Annotated in this window: 32 protein-coding genes; 8 read left to right on the forward strand and 24 right to left on the reverse strand. The window is 51.6% G+C overall.

Going from position 1 to position 20,988, the window contains the following annotated elements; genetic code table 11:
* The first annotated feature begins 106 nt into the window (after positions 1-106).
* The 6 genes from BUA93_RS16220 to BUA93_RS07945 all read left to right on the forward strand — a co-directional run bounded on the left by BUA93_RS16220 (position 107) and on the right by BUA93_RS07945 (position 2,889).
* On the forward strand, positions 107-265 hold the full coding sequence (locus BUA93_RS16220) for a hypothetical protein (protein WP_175547395.1): 159 nt from the start codon (positions 107-109) through the stop codon (positions 263-265).
* A gap of 2 nt (positions 266-267) precedes the next feature.
* Positions 268-951: a hypothetical protein gene (locus BUA93_RS07930; RefSeq protein ID WP_072978637.1), complete on the forward strand. Its 684-nt coding sequence runs from the start codon at positions 268-270 to the stop codon at positions 949-951.
* A gap of 25 nt (positions 952-976) precedes the next feature.
* Positions 977-1,948 (forward strand): hypothetical protein, encoded by a 972-nt coding sequence (locus BUA93_RS07935; RefSeq protein ID WP_072978638.1) that lies wholly within the window; start codon positions 977-979, stop codon positions 1,946-1,948.
* Positions 1,945-2,118, forward strand: coding sequence for a hypothetical protein (locus BUA93_RS16225; RefSeq protein ID WP_175547396.1), 174 nt, complete (start codon positions 1,945-1,947; stop codon positions 2,116-2,118). The genes BUA93_RS07935 and BUA93_RS16225 overlap by 4 nt, the downstream gene beginning before the upstream one ends.
* Positions 2,119-2,237: 119 nt before the next feature.
* Positions 2,238-2,591, forward strand: a complete 354-nt coding sequence (locus BUA93_RS07940) for a hypothetical protein (protein WP_072978639.1) — start codon at positions 2,238-2,240, stop codon at positions 2,589-2,591.
* Positions 2,592-2,595: 4 nt separating this feature from the next.
* On the forward strand, positions 2,596-2,889 hold the full coding sequence (locus BUA93_RS07945; RefSeq protein WP_072978640.1) for a hypothetical protein: 294 nt from the start codon (positions 2,596-2,598) through the stop codon (positions 2,887-2,889).
* Here BUA93_RS07945 and BUA93_RS07950 read toward each other — a convergent pair.
* The 5 genes from BUA93_RS07950 to BUA93_RS16760 are packed head-to-tail and all read right to left on the reverse strand — an operon-like array spanning position 2,880 to position 8,557.
* Positions 2,880-5,237 (reverse strand): phage minor head protein, encoded by a 2,358-nt coding sequence (locus BUA93_RS07950; RefSeq protein WP_072978641.1) that lies wholly within the window; start codon positions 5,235-5,237, stop codon positions 2,880-2,882. The genes BUA93_RS07945 and BUA93_RS07950 overlap by 10 nt on opposite strands.
* A gap of 13 nt (positions 5,238-5,250) precedes the next feature.
* Entirely contained in the window at positions 5,251-6,498 is a 1,248-nt protein-coding gene (locus tag BUA93_RS07955) for an anti-CBASS protein Acb1 family protein (protein ID WP_072978642.1), read from the reverse strand.
* Between the two features lie 14 nt (positions 6,499-6,512).
* Complete coding sequence (terL, locus tag BUA93_RS07960; protein ID WP_072978643.1) at positions 6,513-7,913, reverse strand: phage terminase large subunit; 1,401 nt, start codon at positions 7,911-7,913, stop codon at positions 6,513-6,515.
* On the reverse strand, positions 7,903-8,346 hold the full coding sequence (locus tag BUA93_RS07965; protein WP_072978644.1) for a hypothetical protein: 444 nt from the start codon (positions 8,344-8,346) through the stop codon (positions 7,903-7,905). The genes terL and BUA93_RS07965 overlap by 11 nt, the downstream gene beginning before the upstream one ends.
* 7 nt (positions 8,347-8,353) lie before the next feature.
* Positions 8,354-8,557 carry an excisionase family DNA-binding protein gene (locus BUA93_RS16760; RefSeq protein ID WP_072978645.1) on the reverse strand — a complete coding sequence of 68 codons (204 nt, stop codon included), beginning with the start codon at positions 8,555-8,557 and terminating at the stop codon, positions 8,354-8,356.
* Between the two features lie 25 nt (positions 8,558-8,582).
* Between BUA93_RS16760 and BUA93_RS07975 the strand changes: the two genes are divergently transcribed.
* Positions 8,583-9,131, forward strand: a complete 549-nt coding sequence (locus BUA93_RS07975; protein ID WP_139257887.1) for a hypothetical protein — start codon at positions 8,583-8,585, stop codon at positions 9,129-9,131.
* Here the strand turns inward: BUA93_RS07975 and BUA93_RS07980 are convergent.
* The 4 genes from BUA93_RS07980 to BUA93_RS07995 are packed head-to-tail and all read right to left on the reverse strand — an operon-like array spanning position 9,128 to position 11,716.
* Entirely contained in the window at positions 9,128-9,637 is a 510-nt protein-coding gene (locus tag BUA93_RS07980; RefSeq protein WP_072978647.1) for a ParB N-terminal domain-containing protein, read from the reverse strand. The genes BUA93_RS07975 and BUA93_RS07980 overlap by 4 nt on opposite strands.
* On the reverse strand, positions 9,634-10,011 hold the full coding sequence (locus BUA93_RS07985; protein WP_072978648.1) for a GNAT family N-acetyltransferase: 378 nt from the start codon (positions 10,009-10,011) through the stop codon (positions 9,634-9,636). Before BUA93_RS07985 ends, BUA93_RS07980 begins: the two co-directional genes overlap by 4 nt.
* Entirely contained in the window at positions 10,008-11,120 is a 1,113-nt protein-coding gene (locus BUA93_RS07990; RefSeq protein WP_083597262.1) for a phosphoadenosine phosphosulfate reductase domain-containing protein, read from the reverse strand. Before BUA93_RS07990 ends, BUA93_RS07985 begins: the two co-directional genes overlap by 4 nt.
* 2 nt (positions 11,121-11,122) lie before the next feature.
* Positions 11,123-11,716 carry a ParB N-terminal domain-containing protein gene (locus BUA93_RS07995; protein WP_083597309.1) on the reverse strand — a complete coding sequence of 198 codons (594 nt, stop codon included), beginning with the start codon at positions 11,714-11,716 and terminating at the stop codon, positions 11,123-11,125.
* 204 nt (positions 11,717-11,920) lie between these two features.
* Between BUA93_RS07995 and BUA93_RS16230 the strand changes: the two genes are divergently transcribed.
* On the forward strand, positions 11,921-12,058 hold the full coding sequence (locus BUA93_RS16230) for a hypothetical protein (protein WP_175547397.1): 138 nt from the start codon (positions 11,921-11,923) through the stop codon (positions 12,056-12,058).
* Positions 12,059-12,134: 76 nt separating this feature from the next.
* Here BUA93_RS16230 and BUA93_RS15745 read toward each other — a convergent pair whose 3' ends face one another.
* The 15 genes from BUA93_RS15745 to BUA93_RS08070 all read right to left on the reverse strand — a co-directional run bounded on the left by BUA93_RS15745 (position 12,135) and on the right by BUA93_RS08070 (position 20,985).
* Positions 12,135-12,488 carry a helix-turn-helix domain-containing protein gene (locus BUA93_RS15745; RefSeq protein ID WP_083597263.1) on the reverse strand — a complete coding sequence of 118 codons (354 nt, stop codon included), beginning with the start codon at positions 12,486-12,488 and terminating at the stop codon, positions 12,135-12,137.
* 489 nt (positions 12,489-12,977) lie between these two features.
* Positions 12,978-13,112 carry a hypothetical protein gene (locus BUA93_RS16665; RefSeq protein WP_256374673.1) on the reverse strand — a complete coding sequence of 45 codons (135 nt, stop codon included), beginning with the start codon at positions 13,110-13,112 and terminating at the stop codon, positions 12,978-12,980.
* Positions 13,113-13,178: 66 nt separating this feature from the next.
* Complete coding sequence (locus tag BUA93_RS08010) at positions 13,179-13,568, reverse strand: DUF5675 family protein (protein WP_072978650.1); 390 nt, start codon at positions 13,566-13,568, stop codon at positions 13,179-13,181.
* Positions 13,565-14,056: a DUF1353 domain-containing protein gene (locus BUA93_RS08015; RefSeq protein ID WP_072978651.1), complete on the reverse strand. Its 492-nt coding sequence runs from the start codon at positions 14,054-14,056 to the stop codon at positions 13,565-13,567. The genes BUA93_RS08010 and BUA93_RS08015 overlap by 4 nt, the downstream gene beginning before the upstream one ends.
* An 86-nt stretch (positions 14,057-14,142) precedes the next feature.
* Positions 14,143-14,403 carry a hypothetical protein gene (locus tag BUA93_RS08020; protein ID WP_072978652.1) on the reverse strand — a complete coding sequence of 87 codons (261 nt, stop codon included), beginning with the start codon at positions 14,401-14,403 and terminating at the stop codon, positions 14,143-14,145.
* Between the two features lie 18 nt (positions 14,404-14,421).
* On the reverse strand, positions 14,422-15,267 hold the full coding sequence (locus BUA93_RS08025; RefSeq protein WP_072978653.1) for a bactofilin family protein: 846 nt from the start codon (positions 15,265-15,267) through the stop codon (positions 14,422-14,424).
* Positions 15,268-15,269: 2 nt separating this feature from the next.
* Entirely contained in the window at positions 15,270-15,596 is a 327-nt protein-coding gene (locus BUA93_RS08030; RefSeq protein WP_072978654.1) for a hypothetical protein, read from the reverse strand.
* Position 15,597: 1 nt separating this feature from the next.
* Entirely contained in the window at positions 15,598-16,716 is a 1,119-nt protein-coding gene (locus BUA93_RS08035) for a hypothetical protein (protein ID WP_072978655.1), read from the reverse strand.
* 8 nt (positions 16,717-16,724) lie between these two features.
* Positions 16,725-17,339 (reverse strand): baseplate wedge 1 family protein, encoded by a 615-nt coding sequence (locus BUA93_RS08040; RefSeq protein WP_072978656.1) that lies wholly within the window; start codon positions 17,337-17,339, stop codon positions 16,725-16,727.
* A 1-nt stretch (position 17,340) separates the two neighbouring features.
* Entirely contained in the window at positions 17,341-18,249 is a 909-nt protein-coding gene (locus tag BUA93_RS08045; protein WP_072978657.1) for a hypothetical protein, read from the reverse strand.
* Positions 18,249-18,620: a hypothetical protein gene (locus BUA93_RS08050; RefSeq protein WP_072978658.1), complete on the reverse strand. Its 372-nt coding sequence runs from the start codon at positions 18,618-18,620 to the stop codon at positions 18,249-18,251. Before BUA93_RS08050 ends, BUA93_RS08045 begins: the two co-directional genes overlap by 1 nt.
* Before the next feature lie 69 nt (positions 18,621-18,689).
* Complete coding sequence (locus tag BUA93_RS08055; RefSeq protein WP_139257893.1) at positions 18,690-19,070, reverse strand: hypothetical protein; 381 nt, start codon at positions 19,068-19,070, stop codon at positions 18,690-18,692.
* Between the two features lie 3 nt (positions 19,071-19,073).
* Entirely contained in the window at positions 19,074-19,601 is a 528-nt protein-coding gene (locus tag BUA93_RS08060; RefSeq protein WP_072978660.1) for a Gp138 family membrane-puncturing spike protein, read from the reverse strand.
* The gene (locus BUA93_RS08065; protein WP_072978661.1) at positions 19,598-20,623 is read right to left on the reverse strand and encodes a baseplate hub protein; all 1,026 of its coding nucleotides are present in this window, start codon (positions 20,621-20,623) and stop codon (positions 19,598-19,600) included. The genes BUA93_RS08060 and BUA93_RS08065 overlap by 4 nt, the downstream gene beginning before the upstream one ends.
* Positions 20,623-20,985 carry a phage baseplate plug family protein gene (locus BUA93_RS08070; RefSeq protein WP_072978662.1) on the reverse strand — a complete coding sequence of 121 codons (363 nt, stop codon included), beginning with the start codon at positions 20,983-20,985 and terminating at the stop codon, positions 20,623-20,625. Before BUA93_RS08070 ends, BUA93_RS08065 begins: the two co-directional genes overlap by 1 nt.
* Positions 20,986-20,988 lie beyond the last annotated feature (3 nt).

The following is a 20,988-nucleotide window of genomic DNA, read 5'->3' on the forward strand; positions in this document are numbered from 1 at the left end:
AATAACACGTCTTTTTTTATCCACAATATAAATAAATCTGATTTAATTAGTTATATTTGTAATAAAGGAACGGTAAAGTTCCCGAAACAAAAAGAAAGAGGTGACAATGACATCAAGGTTTGTATTCACGGTATGGCAGGAGATGAAAAGCGGAAGAATCTACTGCGGAAAGTTCGGAAGCGACACCGAGGCCATGACGGCCAAGGCAAGGCTCGAAAGGGAAAATCCTAACCACAAGTACGCAATCTACGCGAAGGAGGTGTAGCCATGAGTAACGTTTGGTACGGCTCCCTCAATAACAGGCTCGCAGAACGTTCCATCCAGCCTAAACCCGAAATCGGCATGGGCGTTACCCAGTGCTGCTACAGCGATAGGCACCCCTGGGAAATCATCGAGGTCAAGGACGAGAAGCACATCACAATCCGGCAGATGGGCTGCGAACGGATCGACAAGAACGGGATGAGCGATTGCCAGGAATACCGCTACTTCAGCAAGCCCGATGGCGGCGTCAAGCACCTGGTTCTTCGCAACGGACGCTGGCGCGACCGCATCGAGGAAGCGGTCTACGAGGAAGACCCCAACGGCGAATACGTCCGCCTTTTTGATGTCGAGAAAAAGCGCTACCGAAAGGTTGGCTACAAGGTTACAAACAAGCTCGGCTGCGACGGCTGGAGCCTCGGACGCTCCGAAGAATACTACGACTTCACTTTCTATGGGTACATCATGGACGGAATCAAGAAATTCATCGAGGGCAAGGATTACAAGTGCAGGATGATTTGCGACAGCGACATTGTCCTGAATTTCAGGGTTGTCAAGAGGACTGAGAAAACCGTGACACTTCTCGACCTTGAAACTGGAGAGACCAGCAGAAAGCGCCCGAACGTGTGGGACGGACAGGAAGTCTGTTTTCCACTAGGATATTACTCAATGTGTCCCATCCTGAGGGCTTAACCATAACACAAAAGGAGATGAAATAATGACTATTATCAACGAGACATTGATTGAACTGGCAAACGACAACAGCTTCTTCAACAGAGGCAACGGACTCGAAAGGGATGCCCAGGTCGCGACAAATTCCTTCCGCGAAAATTTTACAGACCTTGAAAAGCGCATCGGTGCCTTCAACGAAAGGCAGCGCGAAATCCTTGATGAACGCGAAGCCGGATGGCGCGAGCTGGTCGCGGAACAGTACAACGACATGGCAAATTTCGAGGCAAGCAACGTTCCATGGCACATTGCAGGACCCGCGAACTACAATTTCAACAGGTACAACAAGCGTCTGGACGCGGCCATGAACCGGTTCCAGGAAAAGGACGAAAAGAGGGAACGCTTCATCAAGAACACCTGCGACATGCTCATGAAGGCCATGACCACGGAAGAACAGGTGTCCTACTGGAGAAACGGTAAAAACGGATATGGCGAGGTCATCGCCACGGACGATCCGCTGGCTGTAGAAAAGATGGAAGCCCATCTTGAGTTCCTGAAAGGAGAACACGAGAAGCACGTCACATGGAACAAGTCCATCCGTAGGACAGGAGGCGCCCAGTTCTGCGAGGGCATGGGCGATGAACAAAAAAAAGAGGTTGAAGACTACATCAAGCAATTCCCGTACAAGGTCAACAAGTTTTTCTTCACGGACCAGGAACAGGCCAATATCCGAAACAAGGAAGCTCGCCTTGAACAGTTGAAGAAGTCCAGGCAGCTGGCAGCTGAACAGAAGGAAAACGGCAATAGCCCCGATTTGCAAAAGGAAGGGCTTCGGATGCAGATTAACTACGAGGCTGCACGTGTACAGCTCATTTTCGACGGAAAGCCAGACGAGGCCATCCGGGCCAAACTGAAGGCGAATGGATTCAGGTGGTCTCCACGGTTCGGAGCATGGCAGCGTCAGAACACCCCAAACGGAATCTACATCGCAAGGAAGTTCTTCGAGGAGTATGTAGCATGATTCACGAATTCAAGGTTGCCTACAGGCTCAGCGGTAGCCGCAGAAGGACGGTACTGGTGAATGCGGAAAGCGCTTCGGATGCACGTAACCGCATCATACACGCGATAAATGCGGCCCAGCAACGTAGCAACAGGTTCGTCAACCTGGACTATTGCGAGGTCTCGGAATGATTCTCGGCACCCTGCCCCCGGACTTTCATCATCTCCTTCATCCTCGGGCGGGGTGCCACTTTTTTTCAAAGGTATAACACCTTTGTCGGAAATAAACTATATTTTAATTAGGTATATTTATGGTCAGTTATAAAGGATTCAGCAAGGAACAGCGACTGAAGATGCACGAAATCTTCAAGGCGGAAATAGCGGCTGGCAGGGTTCCACCAGCGAACACGCTCCCCTGCTCGATTTGTGGGCAGGACAAGGGGATCCGGCACTACCATGCCGAGGACTACACGAACCCAGAACAGCATCAGAAAAGCGTCAAGGTTGTCTGCTGGCGATGCCACATGATGATACACAACCGGTTCAAGCACCCCCTTAGCGTCGCGCAGTATTTCTTGAACATCCACTTTCTGGGCAAACGGTACGCCCCGGTGTTCAGGCCGGACGACTGGAAAACACTCGAACAGCACTTCACGGAGGACTAGCTGTATGGCAAAGACTTATAATTTTTTCAGGTACTTCAAGGACGAGGAGCAAAATCCGTTCTACGGAAAGGACCAGGACAAGGCCATGCTTTGGGATTACGAACGCGGATATTCTTTCACTGGTGACGAGAAATTCCTTATCGAAGAGTATCACGGATACATCAAGCAATACCGAGAAAACGACGGTATTCCCGAAGGTTTCAAGGCGCTCCTTTTCAACCGTTACATGAAAGATGCTTATTCTGTATCCGAGTCAATTCCAAGTTTCAAAAAATTCTACGAAAAGTATTACGGCTGATTGTATAGCTGACCTACCAACTTGCAGTAGATTGTCTTACCATGGACTTCTACTACTTCCAGTTTAGAACCCCTTTGAAGAATCATTTCGCGCTCACCGCCGAATGATTCTTTATTTTTTCCGTTCCAGAGAACTCCGGTGTCAAAATCATGTTTATGGGCATCGTTGTAGTGAGTAAAAGGTTCGGCGTAAATTCCCTTGGCGCCTTTCGGAACGGCTATTTTCAACGTGTAAGTTTTGGTCAGCCCGTTGCCTTCCTTTACCGCAGTTGACAAAAAAGCTCCATCGATAAAGGTATCTCCTTTTTTCAGTGACGACAGGTTTATACCTGCAGAAGTCATAAAATCATCTGTTCCCCTAGACACAACTATGTCGCTCGGAATAACTGATTTTTCAATCGCATTTGTCATAATAGGCAAATCGTTTGTGTATTCTGACAAAGGCCTACCGCCATAATACGTTATTTTTCTTAAAGGTTCATTCAGATAGCTGTATGTCTGCGTGTATTTTGTGAGGACAGTTTTCTCTTCCTGCGAGTATTGCGCCCAAAGCTGTTCGGACAAAGGACGGAAGGCAGCATCGGCCCTATCGTCAGTGACTTTACGAAACTCCTGAATCAGCTTTTTCGCGTCCTTGTTCGACATATAGGTCAAGTCATTCGCAGAATTATTCATTGCTGGCTTCGGATCATACTGCTTGATTCGCGCCTGTTCCTTTTCTACCTTCTGTAGTTGTTTCAACAATTCAGTCTCGGTATACGCCGACTTGTTCGCTACCATGTTTTCAAGTTCACCTAGCCATTTCTTGAAATTAGGCCAGCGCTTGTGCGTAGATGCGTATGCCTTCAAGTCAGGCAAAACCTGTTCAATCGCTTCTACCTGAATATCCTTGTTCACTTCGACAAGCAATTTCATGTAGGCATCCTGGGCTACCTTCCAGCTTGGGTATTTCTTGTTGTTCTCGACCCAGTTTATTTCGAACTCCAACTTTTTCTTTCTCTGTTCCAGAGAAATGTTTTCAAAGTCCCATTTATTGAGTTTTCCTTCTACAGACTTTTCAATCGTGACGGCAGTCTGGTAGTCGAAATCCTTGGCCACCTGGAGTGGATTCTGGACGTACTTCATTGCCTTCAGTTCATTGACCTTCGACTTTATTTCGTTGGCGAGGTTGTTCATCTCGACGTACTGCTTTTTAGAGCCGCCCTTCATGAGTTCTTTCAGCTTGTCAAGTTCGACTCCGTTGATTCCTTCGGCTTCCTTGACAACCTCGTTCGTGAGCTTGCGGACTTCCAGGCGGTTGTTCAGACGCTTAATGATGTCTTCACGTTCGGCTTGCGTCCTGGCGGCGTGTCGTGCCTGGGCTTGTTGCAGTATCTCCGTTTTCCTGTTGGCGGCTTCGAGCTGTTCACGGGCTTGTTCGAGCTGCTGTGCGGTCTCTTCCAATATCTCCCTGGTTGTCTTGGGTTCTTCCGGCTTTTCTACAGAACCTTCCTTGACCTCGTACTTGCCGTTGATGTAGGGGTCCCACGCGACCATAGAACACCGGCACTGAAAGTCCATTCCTGGGTGCAGGTGCACCATTGCGCCGGTTCTTGGTTTTTCGATTGGGTGCATCGGATCGTTCGGATTTTCCTCGTAGTAGACATCGGGATTGCTCACTGAACAGATTACGTTGTTCATCTCCGCATGGCTAGAACGTTCGCGTCCGTCCATCGTGGTCATCCACACGTAGTATTCTACGCCTATTTCCTTGTACGTGGCTCGGTTTATTTCGCTGTTGAGCTTCGCCGTCTCGGTACGTGCTATCAGTTCTGCACGGTTCCTGTATTTTTCAGGCAACTGTTTCTTGACGGCCTTTTCGAGCTGGTTCTTGTTCCAGCCCTCGTTTTTCGCCTGTTGAACGATTTGGGCGATGTCATTCTTGGCATCGGTTTCAGCACTCTTGCACAAGAGCTGGAAGTTCGATTCCCAGTTGGTAAGGATTTCGGTTTTTGCTGAACCCGGATAGTAAGGCTTACCGATAATCATTTCCGACTGTTTCGCGAAGTTGTCTACTGCCTTCTTGTCGATAGCATGGGCGATTCTGTCAATTTCGCTCTTGAAGCCGTCCGAAAGATTCGGTTCAAGGTCCGAGAGTTCCTCGATGTCGTCACCCAGCTGCGTTCCGAGCATGGCCGCAGAAAGTGCCTCCTCGATAAAGCGCATGAACTCGTTCCTTGTCGCCCCCTGGAGTTCCCTTTCGGGAACATAGGGGTAGAACATGTTTGCGTTGAACACAGGGTGACGGCCCCGTTTCTTACCTACGGCGAGTTCAACGCCGTTCGCGAACCTTACCAAATCGTTCAGCATGGCTTCTTTTCTCCTACTTGGATTCTACGGACACTTCCCAGCTGTGGCCGTTCTCGAAAACGTTCTTGCGCACTTCGTCGGGGTAGAGCGTTCCCATGTTGTAGTAGATATTGAGGGTCTCTGCCTGGAGCTTGCGGGCTTCGAGAGTCTGTTTCAGCGTCATTTCGTCAACGGCGCCCCATTCAAATTCGGAGTAGTCCTTGTTCAGGTTCCTGCGCGAAAAGTCCTCGATGAGCCTGCACATCGGACGGTAGAGGTAATCGGCCCTCCAGGCATCAACCGTCTGGCACCACGCCTTGGTGTCGCCCTCGTTCGTCTGTGCGAGTCCGGTAGCACTCTGTCCGAAAAGGATGCTCACCGGAATACGGGACTTTGCCGCGACGATATTCATGCACTTCTGCCAAATTTCCGAAAGTCCTGCAAAATTGTGGCTCAGGATTTCGAAGCCGTCGTCCTTTCCTGCGAAAGCCGCCCTCAAGCTGTTCATGCAGAGTTTCACCAAAGACATCATCTTGTGGATGTCTGCCACACCGCAATCGGGTTTAGACATCATCAGGTTAAGTCCGCCCATCTTCATGAGCAGGGTTCCTGTTTCCTGCGCCATGTTGACAATGGCCCCGGAAACGGCAGCAAGTTCCTTCAGCGCCTGTTCAATCGGATAGAGCGCCGATACACCGAAGTAGCTTTCTCGCAAGCTATGGCCGTTGAGCACGTCCGGCAGTTCCACGCCGTGGAAAACGGTGCACCTGGAGGCATGGATTTCGACGTCGGTGCCGTCGATCTTGTTGCAGCGGAAAATTCTCGGTTCCTCTCCGTCAAAATCTTCCTTGCGCAAGTTCACACGCCCTGCGGAATACACGCGGTACCCCTTGACCTTGGCTCCAGCGGAAGGTTCCTCGCTGATAGTTTCTGAATTGTCACCCTCGTATTCAGTGACTACTACCGAGCCGCCAGTAAGGCGCATTTCCGAGCCGGCCCTCTTGACAGCCCGGAAAAATCCGAGCCTTGTAGCATCTCTCAGCACCTCGCCTTCGGTATCGTTCGTGACTGAAATATCCTTCATGAGCGCCGCCTCGGGAACTCCGTCAACGATAAAGGACGCGATGCCGTCCTGAACCTTCATTGAAGCGAGTTCCGTAAGGTTTGCAGGAATGTAGTGCTTAGCGCGGATATTCGCGCTCTTGTCCATGCCTGCCTTGCCGAGACCAGTAACCAGGTTCTCGTAGGATCCATCCATCATTGTAGTCGTTTTCTTTGCCATCGTCTATTCTCCTGTTAAAGAAAGTTTATCACGCTCTGCATACCGCCACCGTTCGACAGGTAAAGAAGCGCCTGTGTCGTGGAGTCCACACGGTCATCGTGCGGTGCTCCCGGAAACATCGTAAGTTCGTCAACATATTCCCGTACCCACGGATGCCTTTCGTCTTCTGCAGGAATAAGGACATTCCCAGCCTCGAAAAGAGGGCTCACCGCGAAAGCCCTGGCTTCCTTGGAGCCTTCGGGATTGAACGGAATCAGCCCCGAAATTTCCCTGTTCATTGACGAAATAATCGCCGGACCGTTGGCCTTGTCTTCCACGATTTTAGCCATGGCCTGCGGCCATTTTGCCGTAGTGCGCTGTAACGCCCTTATGCTGGACACGAAGTCCATCTTTTCTGCTATGCAGTCTAGCAGATAGTAATTAGCCCCAACCTTGCCCCAAACAGTTCCGGCCACGTTGTCGGCAGAATCGGAATTCTTGAAGGTGAAGTCCCAGCTCTGAATCACCACGTCGAAAACCTTCGGCATGATTTCGTAAGTGCGAATCCATTCGCGCTTGATTATGCCGCCTCCGACGGGCGTAGGGTGCTGCTGGTATAGCGAGTTCCAGTCATACGATCCGACGTTTACCTTGATGCGTTCGAGCATTTCCAGCGGGTACCTGGCCTCATGCAGGGCCTCGCCCTTCTTGCGGTGAAGTTCATCTTCCTCGGCTATAGCAGGATAGTTGATTACTTGCCACTGGTCGCCGCTCCCCTTCTTCATCGCATCGAGTAGACGTCCAACCAAATCGTCCTCGTGCCACCGAGTGAGGGTTACAAGCACGCCGCCACCTGGCGAAAGTCGCGTATAAGCGGTCGAAGTGTACCAGTCCCACACACGCTCGCGGATAGTGATTGAGTTTGCTTCCTGGCGATCCTTCAACGGGTCGTCGATGCTGAGGATGTCGCAGCCCATGCCGGTGATACCGCCACCTATACCGGTACTCCTGAAACTCCCTGAATGACCAGGTATTTCAAGAAGGTTCGTGGACCGTGAAAAACTGCTACCCCTGCCCGAAAGCGATGTCTTCGGGAAAATCAGATGGTAGTCTGAACTATCCATGATTCTCTGAACATCCTTGTTTATTCGCTTCGACAGGCTGTCGGAATAGCTTGCCGCGATAAAGGAAATATCCGGGTTTACCCCGAAACACCACGAAGGAAAATGCTTGCTCACCAGCTGGCTCTTGCCGTGACGAGGCGGCATCGTAAGAATCAATCTAGGCGACTTCTTTTCCATCACGTCTGCGAAGAAGTTCATCAGGCGACCGCAAATCTCGCGATGTACCCACCCTATGGAATAGGTAGGCATGGTCGGCGTGACGAACGCAAGAAGGTTCCTGCGCGAAAGCTGTATCATCTCACTAGTCGGCATCTTCGTACACCCCCAGCTCTATGGCCTGCCGCCTAATTTCTCCCAGCTTTTCGGGAGTAGGTATCGAGCCGTCCTCGTCAACAGTCACGTTTTCAGGAGCGTCAGCCATGCGTTCGAGCATCTTGCGCCTTGCTGCCGTGAATTTGGAGTTGTTCGTTTCCTCCGCCAAATCGAAAATGAAAGATGCAGCCTTGATGTTTCCGGAAAGTGCCATTCCACCCATCACGGCACAAATCGCGGCCCGCAGTTGCATCGGCTTACTTGTATCTATTCCGATGCTCTTGAGCGATTCCGATAACTTGCCTTGCGGAAGGAACTTTGCGGAAAGGACGGACCTCGCGATTTCGCGGGTCTCCCTGCTACGGAGCCTTGCCAGTCCCGAAGCCTTGCCGCCCTTGCGGCCGATGGAACGCATGTCCTGGCCTTCTACCATGGCATCCCTAGAAATTGTTAGGTTCCGACCACCACTTTGCGAAATCAGGCCAGTATATCGTTATACGGCCCTGCCGTCCTACTCGGCGTACCGGCATATTGCGGTTCTTTATCCAGTCATACACCGTGTCGGGATGAAAGCCGATTTTGTTGGCTATCTCCTTGACAGAGTAGTAGTCGAAATGAAGTGACATCTGTTCCTTGCTAGCCATGGCGAACCTTATTTATATTTATGACATGATGACCAAAACCGAAGAACTCGTAGAGAAATTCAAGGCTCTCGAAGACCTTGCGAAAAAGAAAATCCTTGTAGGTTGGATTGACGGCAACAACACCGCCCGTATCGCCTACGAAAATCTCCAGTCCAGAAAAAAGACCGGAAAGGCTACTCCTGCCATAAAGGCTCCAGCATCGAACGCACTCATAGCGCGAACCCTGAACTACGGACGGCAGGAAGGCACGACGGCAGAAGGTCGGCACTATCCTGAAATAGTGGCACGCCCTTTCATGAAGTATGCCGAAGAAAATTTCCGCAAGATTTACAAACGTATTCTTGCGAGGAACGTTCCGCTGGTGCTTGCCGGAAAAATGGATGTAGACACGCTTGCAAATGCCATAGGCACTTTTTACCGCGACGAAGTTACTAGAGCCATACGCGACAGCTCCAAGTACCCCGCCGTTTCCGAAAAGACGCTCAAGGCCCGTAGGCGGCACGGCAGCACGAGCGCAGTTCCACTTATCGATACACATCAGCTTGTAGACTCCGTTTCCTTCGAGGTACGTTAGCGCACGCCCCAGGCCTGCGAGTACTTCGTTTCCTCGTTGATTTTCTTTGCTGCGAAAACGTTTTCGAGCATGAGCAGGTCAACCTCGTCGCGGTTGGCCCCGATTTCCTTGCAGATGGTTTCTGGCGGCACTCCGTACTCGTTCACGAGTTTCTTGATGATGTCGCTCATCTTCAACGCGATGTGCGAACCTTTGGCACGGTTGATTCGGATCGTGAGAAGCATCCTTTCGGGTTCGCTCAGGTTCATCACCACTACTGGAACCTTGCCGTCGCTCATGGCCTTCACGTCCTTGTCAACCTTCGCGATTGTGGAACGGTGGAACCCGTCGATAATCACGAAGTCCTGGGTGACAAGAACCGGCTGAATCCAGCCGTTCCGCAGAAGGCTGAATTTCAGGAGTTCCATTTCCTTGGAGAACACTACGTTCGGGTTGTAGTCGTTCGCTGAAAGTTTTTCGACATCGACCCATTGAACGTTAGAAATAGGCATTTCTTCGATTTTCATTTGACAGACCTCTTCACAAAGGTTATACCGTACTTGTTCGTCTTTCCCTTGACAAAACCTTTCGACAGATACATTCCCAAAGACATTGCAGTGCAGAAAGCCGTATCGCTTGCACGCCTGATACCTTCGGTGGCCTTTTCTCTTGCCACCCATAGTTTGGAGTACACCCCGCGTTTTCTGAATGCAGGGAGCACGCAATCGCTCTTTAAGCGAAGGCTCTGACCAACCATCTGCCACGCAACCATTCCGACAAGGCGACCGTCTTCAAAAGCGCCGATATACTGGCAGTTAGGATAGAACTTGAAATCGATGCTCTCCTTTTCAAGACTCTTCAGTTCCAATGCCTTTTTGTAATCAATCCGTTCTATGTTCATACGGGAGCCTCCAGTCCTTCGAACTCGAAATCCAGGCTGCTGGGCTTGGACTTCGGCAGAATGTTGCGCTTGAAGGCTCCGTTCACAACCTGTTCGAACACGTATCTCACCGGATAGGCACCAAGGTTCTTTCCGTCACCGGCATTCCTTCTTGATGTCTCTACCGTCTTCACACGCTTTATTGCAAGTTCGCGCTCAACGCCTTGAAGATTGTCGTCGATATAGCGGTAGATTCCTCTGAACGAATGCTCGTATTTCTCGTAAACCGTATCCTTGGAACCGCCCTTGAATTCTTTCCAGTAACGGGCCTGCAGAATGAATTCCGGAAAAAGGTCAACCAGCTGCTGGTAGTATGTAGGATAGAGCGTCCTTATCTTGTCGAAGTGTTTTGCACTCTCGGCATGGAAGGGAGTAGAAACACGTAGTTCCATGGAGTTTAATGTCTCTGCATCGTAGATGTCGCAGTACTTCAAGCCCTTCTTGTAAAAGTAGAGGAATATGTCCTGCTCGTTCCAGTCATAAATCGGCTTGCAGTTCTTGATCCGAGGTTCCTTCGTGCCGCAGATGTAGTTCTCGTTGCGCTTGTTTACGCACGACTGAAGGCGCACCAGCGATTCGTCCGCACGGATTCCGTTCACGATGGCGACTCTGCCCTTCTCGTTCTTGCATACGAAGGCGTCCGTCGTGTATTGGTCGAACTCCCGGTATTCATTGTCTGGAATGCGGATAGCGTATTCAGGCGGTTGCCTGAGCCATTTCCTGTTTCGGTCCCATTGCACGTACTTTTCCGTCTTTCCCAGCACGAACTTCTGCGACACCAGCGGTATCGCATAGTAACGGAAATCAAACTTGCCGCTTTCGTAGATTCCCTGCACGAAACTCACAACGCTGTCGGATATCACTTCCTCGTCGCGGAAGAAAACCTTTACTTTATCCGTAATTCCCAGTTCGTCGTAGACTTCCTGTACCAGGTTGAGCGTCGCCCAGGAATCCTTGCCGCCGGAAAAAGCCACAAGCACGTTGTCGAACGTGGCGATTATGTGCCGTATGCGTTTCTTGGCCTCGGTGTACACGTCGGAGTCAAGTTTAATTCTGTGGCGCATTGCCATGGCTACCCCTCCTTCATCCACTCCCGGACAGCGCACAGGATGCGTTCGGCTACGGTTTCCTTTTCGGGGAACCTCTTCTTGGTGGCCGCGATGAACCTGTACCACTCGGACTGCTCGTCCTCGTCGTTGAAGGCTATCTCGTAAGTGATGTTGTAATTGTCGTCCTCGACCAGAGGTCCGCCCTCGCCTTCTCCAGCATCTGAATCCTGCTCGGTGGAAAAGTCGGCAGAGAATGCGTTGAACCCGTAGTCGGAAAAGTCGAACTGGTCGGAAAGTTCCGCAAGTTCGGAATTGAGCTTTCCGAAGTCCCATGCCGCAATCTCGGCCACCTTGTTGTCGGCAAGACGGTAGGCCTTGATTTGCTTGTCGGAAAGTTCGCTAGCCACGACGCACGGCACCGTTTCAAGTCCTAGTCTTTTCGCGGCCTCGTATCTGGTATGACCTGCGGCTATGACCCCGTTGCGGTCAATTACGATAGGCACCTGGAATCCGAACTCCCTGATGCTGTTCGCGACTTTGTCAACGGCATCGGTGTTGATACGCGGATTGTTCTCGTATGGGCGCAACTCGCCCAACGGTTTCTCGATAATTTGCATGATGTCTCTCCAGTATTTTCTAAAAATAAACATTTGTTAAGCATTACTCAACAAATGTTTTTTTCTCACCACCTTTAATTTGACACGGAAAGAAAATTTATCTATTTTAATTAGGTAATAACAGGAGATAAACTTATGGCCGCACATTGTCCTTATTGCCAGCACGAATTATCTGATAGCGAAGTTCGTTCAATACACAGTCAAATGACAGGAAGTCGCTCAACACCAACCTCCGCCGAGAACGGCCGCAAGTACGGCGGCAGGCCGAAGGGGGCAAAGAACCGCGCCCCTCGTGCAGACAAGGGCCTCAAAAGGGGGCCGCGTTCGAAGCCCATGCAGTAGTTTTTTCGTTTCCCCACGATAAAAAAGCCTCCGGTATCACACTACCGGGGGCTGTTCTTATTAAATAATCAAGCCTCTAGAACTTGAAAAAAGCAGCAGGATCAGTACCGAACACTTCGCCCAACTTCACCGCCATCTTCCTTGAAACCGGGCGCCTGTTGTTTTCCATGTCAGAAACTACCGTGACCGCAACACCCAGCTTTTCCGCAAGTTCCGCCTGGGTCATTCCGCGAAGGTCCCTATCAAGGTATATCGCTTCACCAGGTGAAGTCATTTCCCTGGCCTCCACAAGCTCGGGAATGTCCTCGGGCGCATAGGTTTCCGGTTCAATTTCAACGCCACCGAAATTCTCCTTGAGAAAGTCAAGAAGTTTTTCGGGAATGACTTTTGCCGACACCCTAATACGGGGCTTTCTCACGACTGCCAACATAGTAAACCTCGATTGTTAATGTTCCGTTTTCGTTTCTCCAGCAAGCCACCCAGCTATAGGATAGGTGGCAGTGATACGTGTCTTTTCCTAGCTTAGAAAAATTCCTGAATGAAGGCTGCATAGGACCCGTCGTTTTCAGAGAATCAATAAGTCGGTTTAGCTTTTTCCTATCGACCATAGGTAGGTTTTCAATGGATTTTTTCGCTGCCTTGGATAAAGTCACTTCGTACATATCCATAATATACACTTTTTTTGTGTATATGTCAATACCTAATTAAAAAAAACAAAAAAGGTGACGCGGATTTCTCCACGCCACCCCGGGTCTTCGCGGAACCTTGGTTTAGGCCTTGGTCGCGTTCACGGACGTAGCCTTGGCGGCACTTCCGTTACCGTTTCCTTCACCTGGCCGTCGGCGTACTTTTCCGCCTTGAGCTGGGCGATTTCGTTGTCCTTCTGCGAAAGCTGGTACACGGGGCTTGCTGCGGGATTCTAGTTCCCGAACAGGCCTCCGAGACCGTTTCCGTTGAGAAGTCCAGTAGCAGCGGCAAGTGCCACGCTACCGAAGGTAGTGCCGAGGACACCCGTCACCGGGGCCTTTTCGTTGTTGTCATTGTATGTAGCCATCTTATCATCTCCTTTCAGCTGGCTTGTTAAATGCCTTCCGGGATTTTCCCGGTCGGCTCTCTAAACTTATTGCGGCTCATAAATCGCGAGCCTGTTCTCGTTCCTGCAGAGCATCGTGACCATGGTCTCGGCGTTCGCGCTCTCGAACACGGCGGGTTCCACGCCCGGCTTGTAAGCCTCGCTGTTGTGGCTCATGCCGACAAGGATGCAACCGGCGGAATCCTCCCAGGTGTTGCCGCGATGGATACGGATTCCACGGCTCGCCTTGACTGTCGCATTGTACACCAGCGGAAGCTCCCGCTTGAACTTCGTTGACTTGGAGTTCTGTACGTTGTAGCAGCCCGTAGGGATGGCCTTGGCGGCGTTCTCCAGCGTGTAGCAGACGAACGCACCGTTCAGGTAAAGCGACCCCAGGATTGACTTTTCCGTGCGGATTTGGCGGACGAGCACCATCATACGCAAGTCTCCATCCTTACAAGCCCACGTACACCGTAGGAATCGTTACCCCAGTGAAGGCGGCAACCAGCGAAAAGGCCAACCATAAAATCGGCGGTCGATGCCTTGAACCTCGACACCCCGGCTTCCCGCAGGATTCCACGGAATATGTCGTCGCACTCCGAGCGGGTGAAGATTCCGTATGCGCCCACGGAGGCGTATAGCCAGTCGTGCACGGCCCCGGCGAGGTTGTACAGCTCGTTGACGTCGTCCCAGTCGGGCATGAACCAGCGAAGCGGCCTGGGAACAGAAAGCCCGTCGCAACGGAACCCGGAACCGCCCGGCTCGCTGTCGCGTCCACGGAAACGGAACGCCGCCGCAAATTCCACGCCGTCCTTTACAAGTTGCAGGTGCAGGGTGTCGCTCCACATCAGAACGCGGGAGCCGTCCTTGTCCCTGTGCCACACGAACGGCCTGTCAACCCAGGCTTTCTTTACCGTCACTGCCATAATCGCACCTCCCTACTTTTTCGGTTTCATGGGCCATTCCATGATGATTACGCCGACAATCAGAATCAAAAGCATAAGCCACACTGTCACTTCCTCCCGGCCCGGACTTCGCCTATGAGCTGGTTAAGAAGTTCATTGTTGCGGTCTATCTTCTGGTCAAGCGTTCGGAATGCGGCATCCCCGTCATCGAGACGCTTGTCGTTCTGCTGCATCCTTGTCTCCAATACCGCCATCCGCTCGTCCAGCCCCTTCTTTGCGGAATCCGCCTTGCGGTCGGAATGCAGCGACTTTATCACCGCTCCGAGTGCCGCCGCAAGAGCACCGAGGTCGATTCCTGTTATATCCATAGCCTCCTCCTTTCCTTGCTATACGTAGTCACCGCCGACAGGATAAACCTTGCCGTCAACCTTTACGACCTGTATGGCAGTGTATCCGGGCACCTGGAATAAGGTCTTTGCAAAAATGTTGTCGTTGAACTGCAAGGCAGTTCCCGTCTTGTTAACGATTAACGCTACTGTGCCGTCACTCAAACTTGAGAGGGATGAGGTAATGCTCGACTCGTCGCCTGAGGTAGAAGCCGTGTATATTGAACCGGTACCGAACTTGACGTGACCGCCTACTTCAAGGTTGCCGTTCGAAGTCTTGATGTCGCCGCTGTTAGATTCAAAGCCGCCGTCGGCCGTAACCGTTCCTGTCGCAATGACGTCATCGGCGGACAAGTCGCCCGTAATGTTGGCATCACCTGTGACACCGATGTCACCGCCAACGGTGACATCGCCAGTTACGCCAAGGTTGCCATCGATAGAGCCGTTACCGGAAATATCCAATGTCACGCCCTCGAGGACGTTGGCAGAGATGCTGTAGAAGCTGTTAATGAAGGGTCCGTTGCTGCCGTAACCGATATTGCCGCCTCTCTGCGCATTGCTCTTGATGGTCACTGAATTGAATTCAGCACTGTCGGCGATAACGAAATGCAGGCCTTCAATCACGGGGCCGACATTCTGCCTATCCTCCCAATAGGCGCCGCCGATGGTCAACTTGTGGAGGGTCATCTCGTTAGAGCCGCCAGCCATGATGTAGGCGACAAGCGCGGACAGTTGCAGTTTCCTGTCACGGTTGCTTCCTGTTCCCTGGACTAGGTAGAAAAGGTCGTTGCCCGATAGCGTGTCCGCATAGTCTTTTTCAAGAAGTGTAGTTATGTTCTGCGCCATTGTTATTCCTCCGTATTGTCCGCCTCATCAAGGGATTTGACAAGCCTGTCCGCAATAGCCTTTTGGGCATCGTCGAGTTTTTCGTAGATAACACCCTGGATGTACCTTGCCGCACTGTCGAACATGCCTACCGAAATAAACGTAAGGACTCCGGCGTTCGTAATCCACAACGTCGCGTCCTCGCCTTCCATGTCGTCGAGAAAATCGTCGATTATGTGCGGTGCGACATGCCGGTTCCATTCACGGCCGGACTTGTACATACCGCTTGAAAAAATCCTTTGCGAACGTTCGTCCGTCTGTTTTGCCAAATAATTTTTTCCGTAATTCATTTTAAGCCCCCTGCGATACGCTTACATTCGAAATTGCCGCGAAGAACCTGTAAAGGGATTCACCCTGCGGAGCCATCGTAGCGAAAGTCGTCTTGATTTCTGCCGGATCACTGCGGTCTGTCATGCTCAGGTTGTCCGTATACCACCCCAATTTCGGTGTAGTGTTCAGGTTTTCCGAATAGGTGTTTCCGATGAACTTGACTGAGTTCGCATTGGTCAAAATCACAAGGAAGTAGAGCTTGCTTGAAGACAGTTTCGCATTATCCTTGCACTGCGTAATCGAAGCGGCATGAAGTCCAGTAGTGGAGACTTGCGAAGCCACGTTGTCCGTATTCGCGACCCAGTTGATAGTATTTGTTGCCAAGTCATACTCGTACAGGCAAAGGTAAAGGTAGTCACAGTTCCCGGTCTGATTAGTTGCATAGAAAATCTTAGAATCGGTCGTATTGATTTCCTGGTCCATGTTCGGAGAGAACAGCGTCCCCTTGGCGAAAATAGAACCGTTTCCTTGAATCGTATTTCCACCCTGAACAGATCCGAGGTCCAAAGTGTAGATTATCTTGGAGTGCAGCGTTTCAACGGCTTCCTCGACCTCTTCCGTCACCACGCCCTGGATTTCTTCAATATCAAGTGCGACAACCTTCACGCCGCCGTCGTCTTCAAATTCAAGACCTGTTCCCAGCTTTACGGAAATTTCACCGTTAGTGATATCGATTCCGTCGCCAGCTTCATATTCGCTAGAGTCCGATAAAGTCCACGTGTAAGCACCATTTATTTTTTTTAGGAATAGGTTGTTCGTCTTGGAAGAGAACCTGTAGACCTCATTTTTCATGTATCCATAAAGAAAGAACTTATCGACATAATTTGCAGGATTCCGATATTCAATGGTGACGTATCTTCCGTCATTCACGGCACTTACAACATCGTCGGAATCCGGCCATTCTATTTGCTGGGTTTGGGAATCGAAGGTCGCCACCAATACAATAGTATTGTCCGATATGTCACTCGCCGGAACCTTGTACGTCTTGTCGTTTTCAACGGCCATAGGAATGTACGCACCTGCGGTCTTCATCGCCGCAAGCGTACTGGTATCGAGTTCTGAAATTTTCTTTTCTGCCATAACAACCTCTATTCTGTAACGAGATTTTCTCCAGTTTCGGTAAGAATGGATTCGCCCTCTTCGGTAACAAGCTGATAACTTTCGCCGACATGGCTGTCTTCGGCCACCATCAGGAACAGCTTGCCGTTTGCATCCGCCAGAAGCGAGCCGTCACCCATTTCAACGGCCGCACCGGGCAACCCCAGCACCCCTGCAGGGGCCAGCCTCTTAACCGTACTACGTAACAGCTGCCTTCCGTTCGGAGTGTACACGAAAAATGTCAGCGGAACTTCGTCCATGTACTGCGGTGCAGGATCGCCCGACTTGTCGATTGCATTGGAAATAAGGTAATCAATCGTACCTGCGTTGTTCACTTTCGCATATTCAAGAATCCGCGAACGGAACGACTCGTCGGATTCCCCCGGATTGCGTTCGAGGCCGACTATTTTTCCCAACAAGTCAAGCCATTCGCCAGAGGCATTTTCAACGCTGGCAACGCCCTGTAACGAAACGGCGGCATCCTCGATGTACTGGACACAATTTTCAACGACGGCCCTGATTATGCCGAGAAGGTTGTGGCTTTCCCGGTACTCCTCAAGGACCAGCTCCCTGATTTCGTTCCAAAGTTCCTTGCGCACGACCATTCTACACCTTCGTCACGGTGATGTTCTCTTCCGGTATCACTGCATAGGTGTCTGCGGAAACAGGAACCCTGCTCGAAGTCCAGCCGGTTGAACCATTCGCGGAGACTTCGACCGTTACCGTATCGATCCCAGGTACTTCGTACACGGCCTGCACAACCCTTTGCGGAATGATGTCCTGCCCTGGCCTGTATTCGGTAAGCGCCCATTCGGCGACACTTGCCGCTACCTTTGAAGCAAAATCGTCAGGAAGGACTTCTTCTTCGTACTCGGTAATCGTAATCCGCATGAAGTATGCGTCTGAGCCTTCTATCCTGTTGAACTTCATAATGTGCGGAAGGCCTACCATGTCCTCGGCTGTTCCTGAAGACGAACCGTAAGTGGGAACACCGGCGGCCTTGCAGTCGAAAATTGCCTGGGCGATTTCGTTGTCCGTCTTGGTGACGCTTTCTGGAATGTAGACGGCTATATGGTGCCCGGGTATTCCGTCGCCGTCCGTTTCAGGCTCGTCATTCACCTTCATCGTAACCGACGAACCCAGTTCCTTCCTAAGGTATGTCAGCATCGCGTCGTATGTTGCAAACCCGGTCGTATCGCTTGAAACAAGCCGTCCTCGATAGCTGTCATCGTCTTCCCCGCTGTTTCGAGGAATCCCCATGAGTGCGCCCAGGTTGTCAAGGAATACGCCGTACGAGCTGTCAAGGTCAAGCGCGGACGCAGCCCCCTGTATAGCCTCGGCGGCCTCGCTGTAGGCGTAGGCGAAAAGGTCTATGAGCTGGCCGTCTGGAGAACTGGGCGTCGTGTCGAGTTCATCACCGAAAAGCCCCTTGAACTTCGCTTCCAGTTCATTACGGATTTCGCGGTAGCTCTTGACCGAAATTCCACTTGCAGAAACACTAATCGCCGTAGCCATCAAAATTCTCCTGTTGCGACAGAGCCGTCATTTGCCTGCACCTTGAAAGAACCGGTCAGGTTCCTCTTGCCTTCCTTGACATCAAGAGTCAACTGCAAGACCTTCTTCACTGTCGGCAGTTCGGAAAGTTTCTCACGTATAATCTTCGTGGCGACATCGAGATGCTGTACCGGCAAGCCCAAAATCCTATTGAACCACGGAACGCCATGAGTGTAGTCAACGAACGACTCGCCCTCCTCGCAACGCAAAAGGCAAAGTCCAGCCTGTTGAGCACGTAAACGGTGGACTTCTGCGGTGTCCTTCTTGAGCCTCGCAATCGAGGCGCCGTCACGGTATATGTCATGTGCGTTGTCAAGGCGTAATTCGTTCATAATTCCAAAAATACTCCCTTATGCCGACAAAGAAAATCAATACCGAAACACGCTTAAATACACCTAAAATCACTCGGCGGAAACAGAAATTTGGCCGGCAGACTGTACCGTAGCCGTTATAGTGAACGTCTGCGTATCGCCGCTAGGATTTGTCGCTGACACTTCGAACTCCGCAGAATCACCTTCAAGCAATACGTTCCTGCCGTCAACCTTGACAAATTCTGCGGAACTTTCGAAACTGGCCACTACGGTACCGCCACCGGCATAGGCCCCGACAGTCCACGCAGTTGCTGTCAAGGTCGTTCCGTCAACATACACTCCTTTGCCGTCGGCCTTTACCGTCTGCGAAGCCGCTCCAGGTTGCGCAGTGACAACGGCAGCACCCATCGGAGTTTCGCCCATCTTCGCCGTGTATGTCAGCACCATCCCTTCAACGGCTACGTATTTCATCGTCTATTCCCCGGAAGGTGCGGCAACCTCAAGATGCCCGTTTACAAGCACCGTGCCGTCGTTTTTCATCTCGATGCTACCCTTGCCCACCACCTTCACGGAATCGCGCCCGAGCGTCACGGAAACCGCCTTCGAGCCGCCCCTGGTAAGCGGTATTGCCATAAGGTCGTTGATGTCGTTTCCCGAGAACGACAGCGGACTTGTCGGGCCTCCGTCTTCTCCCGCTTCCACCCATGCCCGCAAATCGCGGCTCGATGCCACGCAGAGAACTGGGTCGCCAGCCTTGATTTCGAATTTCACCACTGCCGCCGAAGTTCCCGGCCATAGCACTGGGACCCCCTCGACCGGGAGCGGTTCATCGTCTTCCCCGTCGGGTTCCATCTGCATGTTCTTCAGCACGTTCCTTATGGACGGTGTGACATCCACGGTGCCGTCGTCGTTGACGTTCTTCACGACTCCAGGAAAGGCTGTCTCGAAGCCTTCCATGTAGTTGTCCAGCACCTGCCTAATCAGTTTCACGAACTGGTTCATTTCGCCTCCGTCCTGTAAGGTGCCTCCTGGGCGTCGAAGGTCACGGTGAAGTCCCCGCCTGTATTCCCGCCGCTGTACCGGCATTCAGTCACCACGTAGCGACCCTTTACGGCAAGCGCATTGTCGTATTCGGTGCCGTCCGTTGAATCCACCTGCACGAAACAGTTCGGCACTATCGCCGGGTTCATCAGGCTCCTGCACCTGATTTTCTTCGTTCGGTCGATTTCCTTGCTGGGCCGTTTCTTCGGTTCTACCTTCTGGTCGCTACCTGAAAAGAAGTAGTACACCGGATCGTCGCCGAAGTTTACCTTGTTCAGGCCCTCGTCACGGATCTCGTTGCATTCGAGCAGCCCCGTGTCGTGGGTCAGCACCACTTCTTCGAGGGCTATGGTGTTGTCGAGGCCGAACACGATAAGTTCATTATTGTCAAGATAGAGCTTGCATTTTTCCATCGGGAAAATCACGTGTTCCGAAAATGCCCGGATTACGTCGGTAAACGTTCCGGAACAACGGAACGGCCACGTGATGCCCTTGTCTATGAAGGACTTGTTCCCGGCCCTGAGCACAATCCCGGCATAGTCGCAAAGGTTCTGAAGGCATTCGCGGATTTTCTTTCCCTTGGAGAACGAAACGGCGCAGTTCAGACGGGCTAGCTGGTAGAACGCCCCGCGTGACTGTACACACGTAAGCACCACCTCGACATCCTTGCCTGCCCTCTTCGGGGCAACCATCGCAATTTGCCCGACAAAGATGTTCTTCACGTTGTGCTGGTCCTCGTAACCGGCCTGGAGAATTACGCTGTTGCCGTTGCGCATTACGGAGTTTATGGTGTCCGGTTTCGGGTTGTACACCGTAATCGTCGCCTCGTTGTCGTACCACTCTATGGAACGAGTCACCTCGAAGTCGATATCCAGTTCCGAAAGGTCGAGCGCATCGACGGACTTGTCCACAAGGTCGGTCCCCTCGATGTTGCCCTTCATGAAGTCGCCCACGTAGAGCTTTACAGAACGTCCGTAAGCCATCAGACAGCCTCCGCGTTCATCGAGAGGAGCGCTTCGACAAATTCATCCACCTCGGCCTTCGTGAGGTAAATCAATGAAAACTCCTTGCCCAGGTTGTCAAAACCGAGCGTGGCCTTGACTCCGGTCACGGACTGCACTATTACAAGGTCGCCATCGACCAGGCACTTGTTTTTTGAACTGAGCAACGGCGTATTGACCATGAAAGCCACGCCGTCATTCTTGCCGTCCACGCTCTCCAGGTCAGCATACCACCTCGAATCGCGCCCGTTCCAAAGAAGCCTTATGGACAGCGACACCCCGCCCACGTTGACGGATTCCGTCATGTAGGCTACGCCGTTCGTCTCTATCGGAATTTCTACCATGGT

The organism is Fibrobacter sp. UWH4 (genome assembly GCF_900142475.1).
Classification (GTDB): Bacteria; Fibrobacterota; Fibrobacteria; order Fibrobacterales; family Fibrobacteraceae; genus Fibrobacter.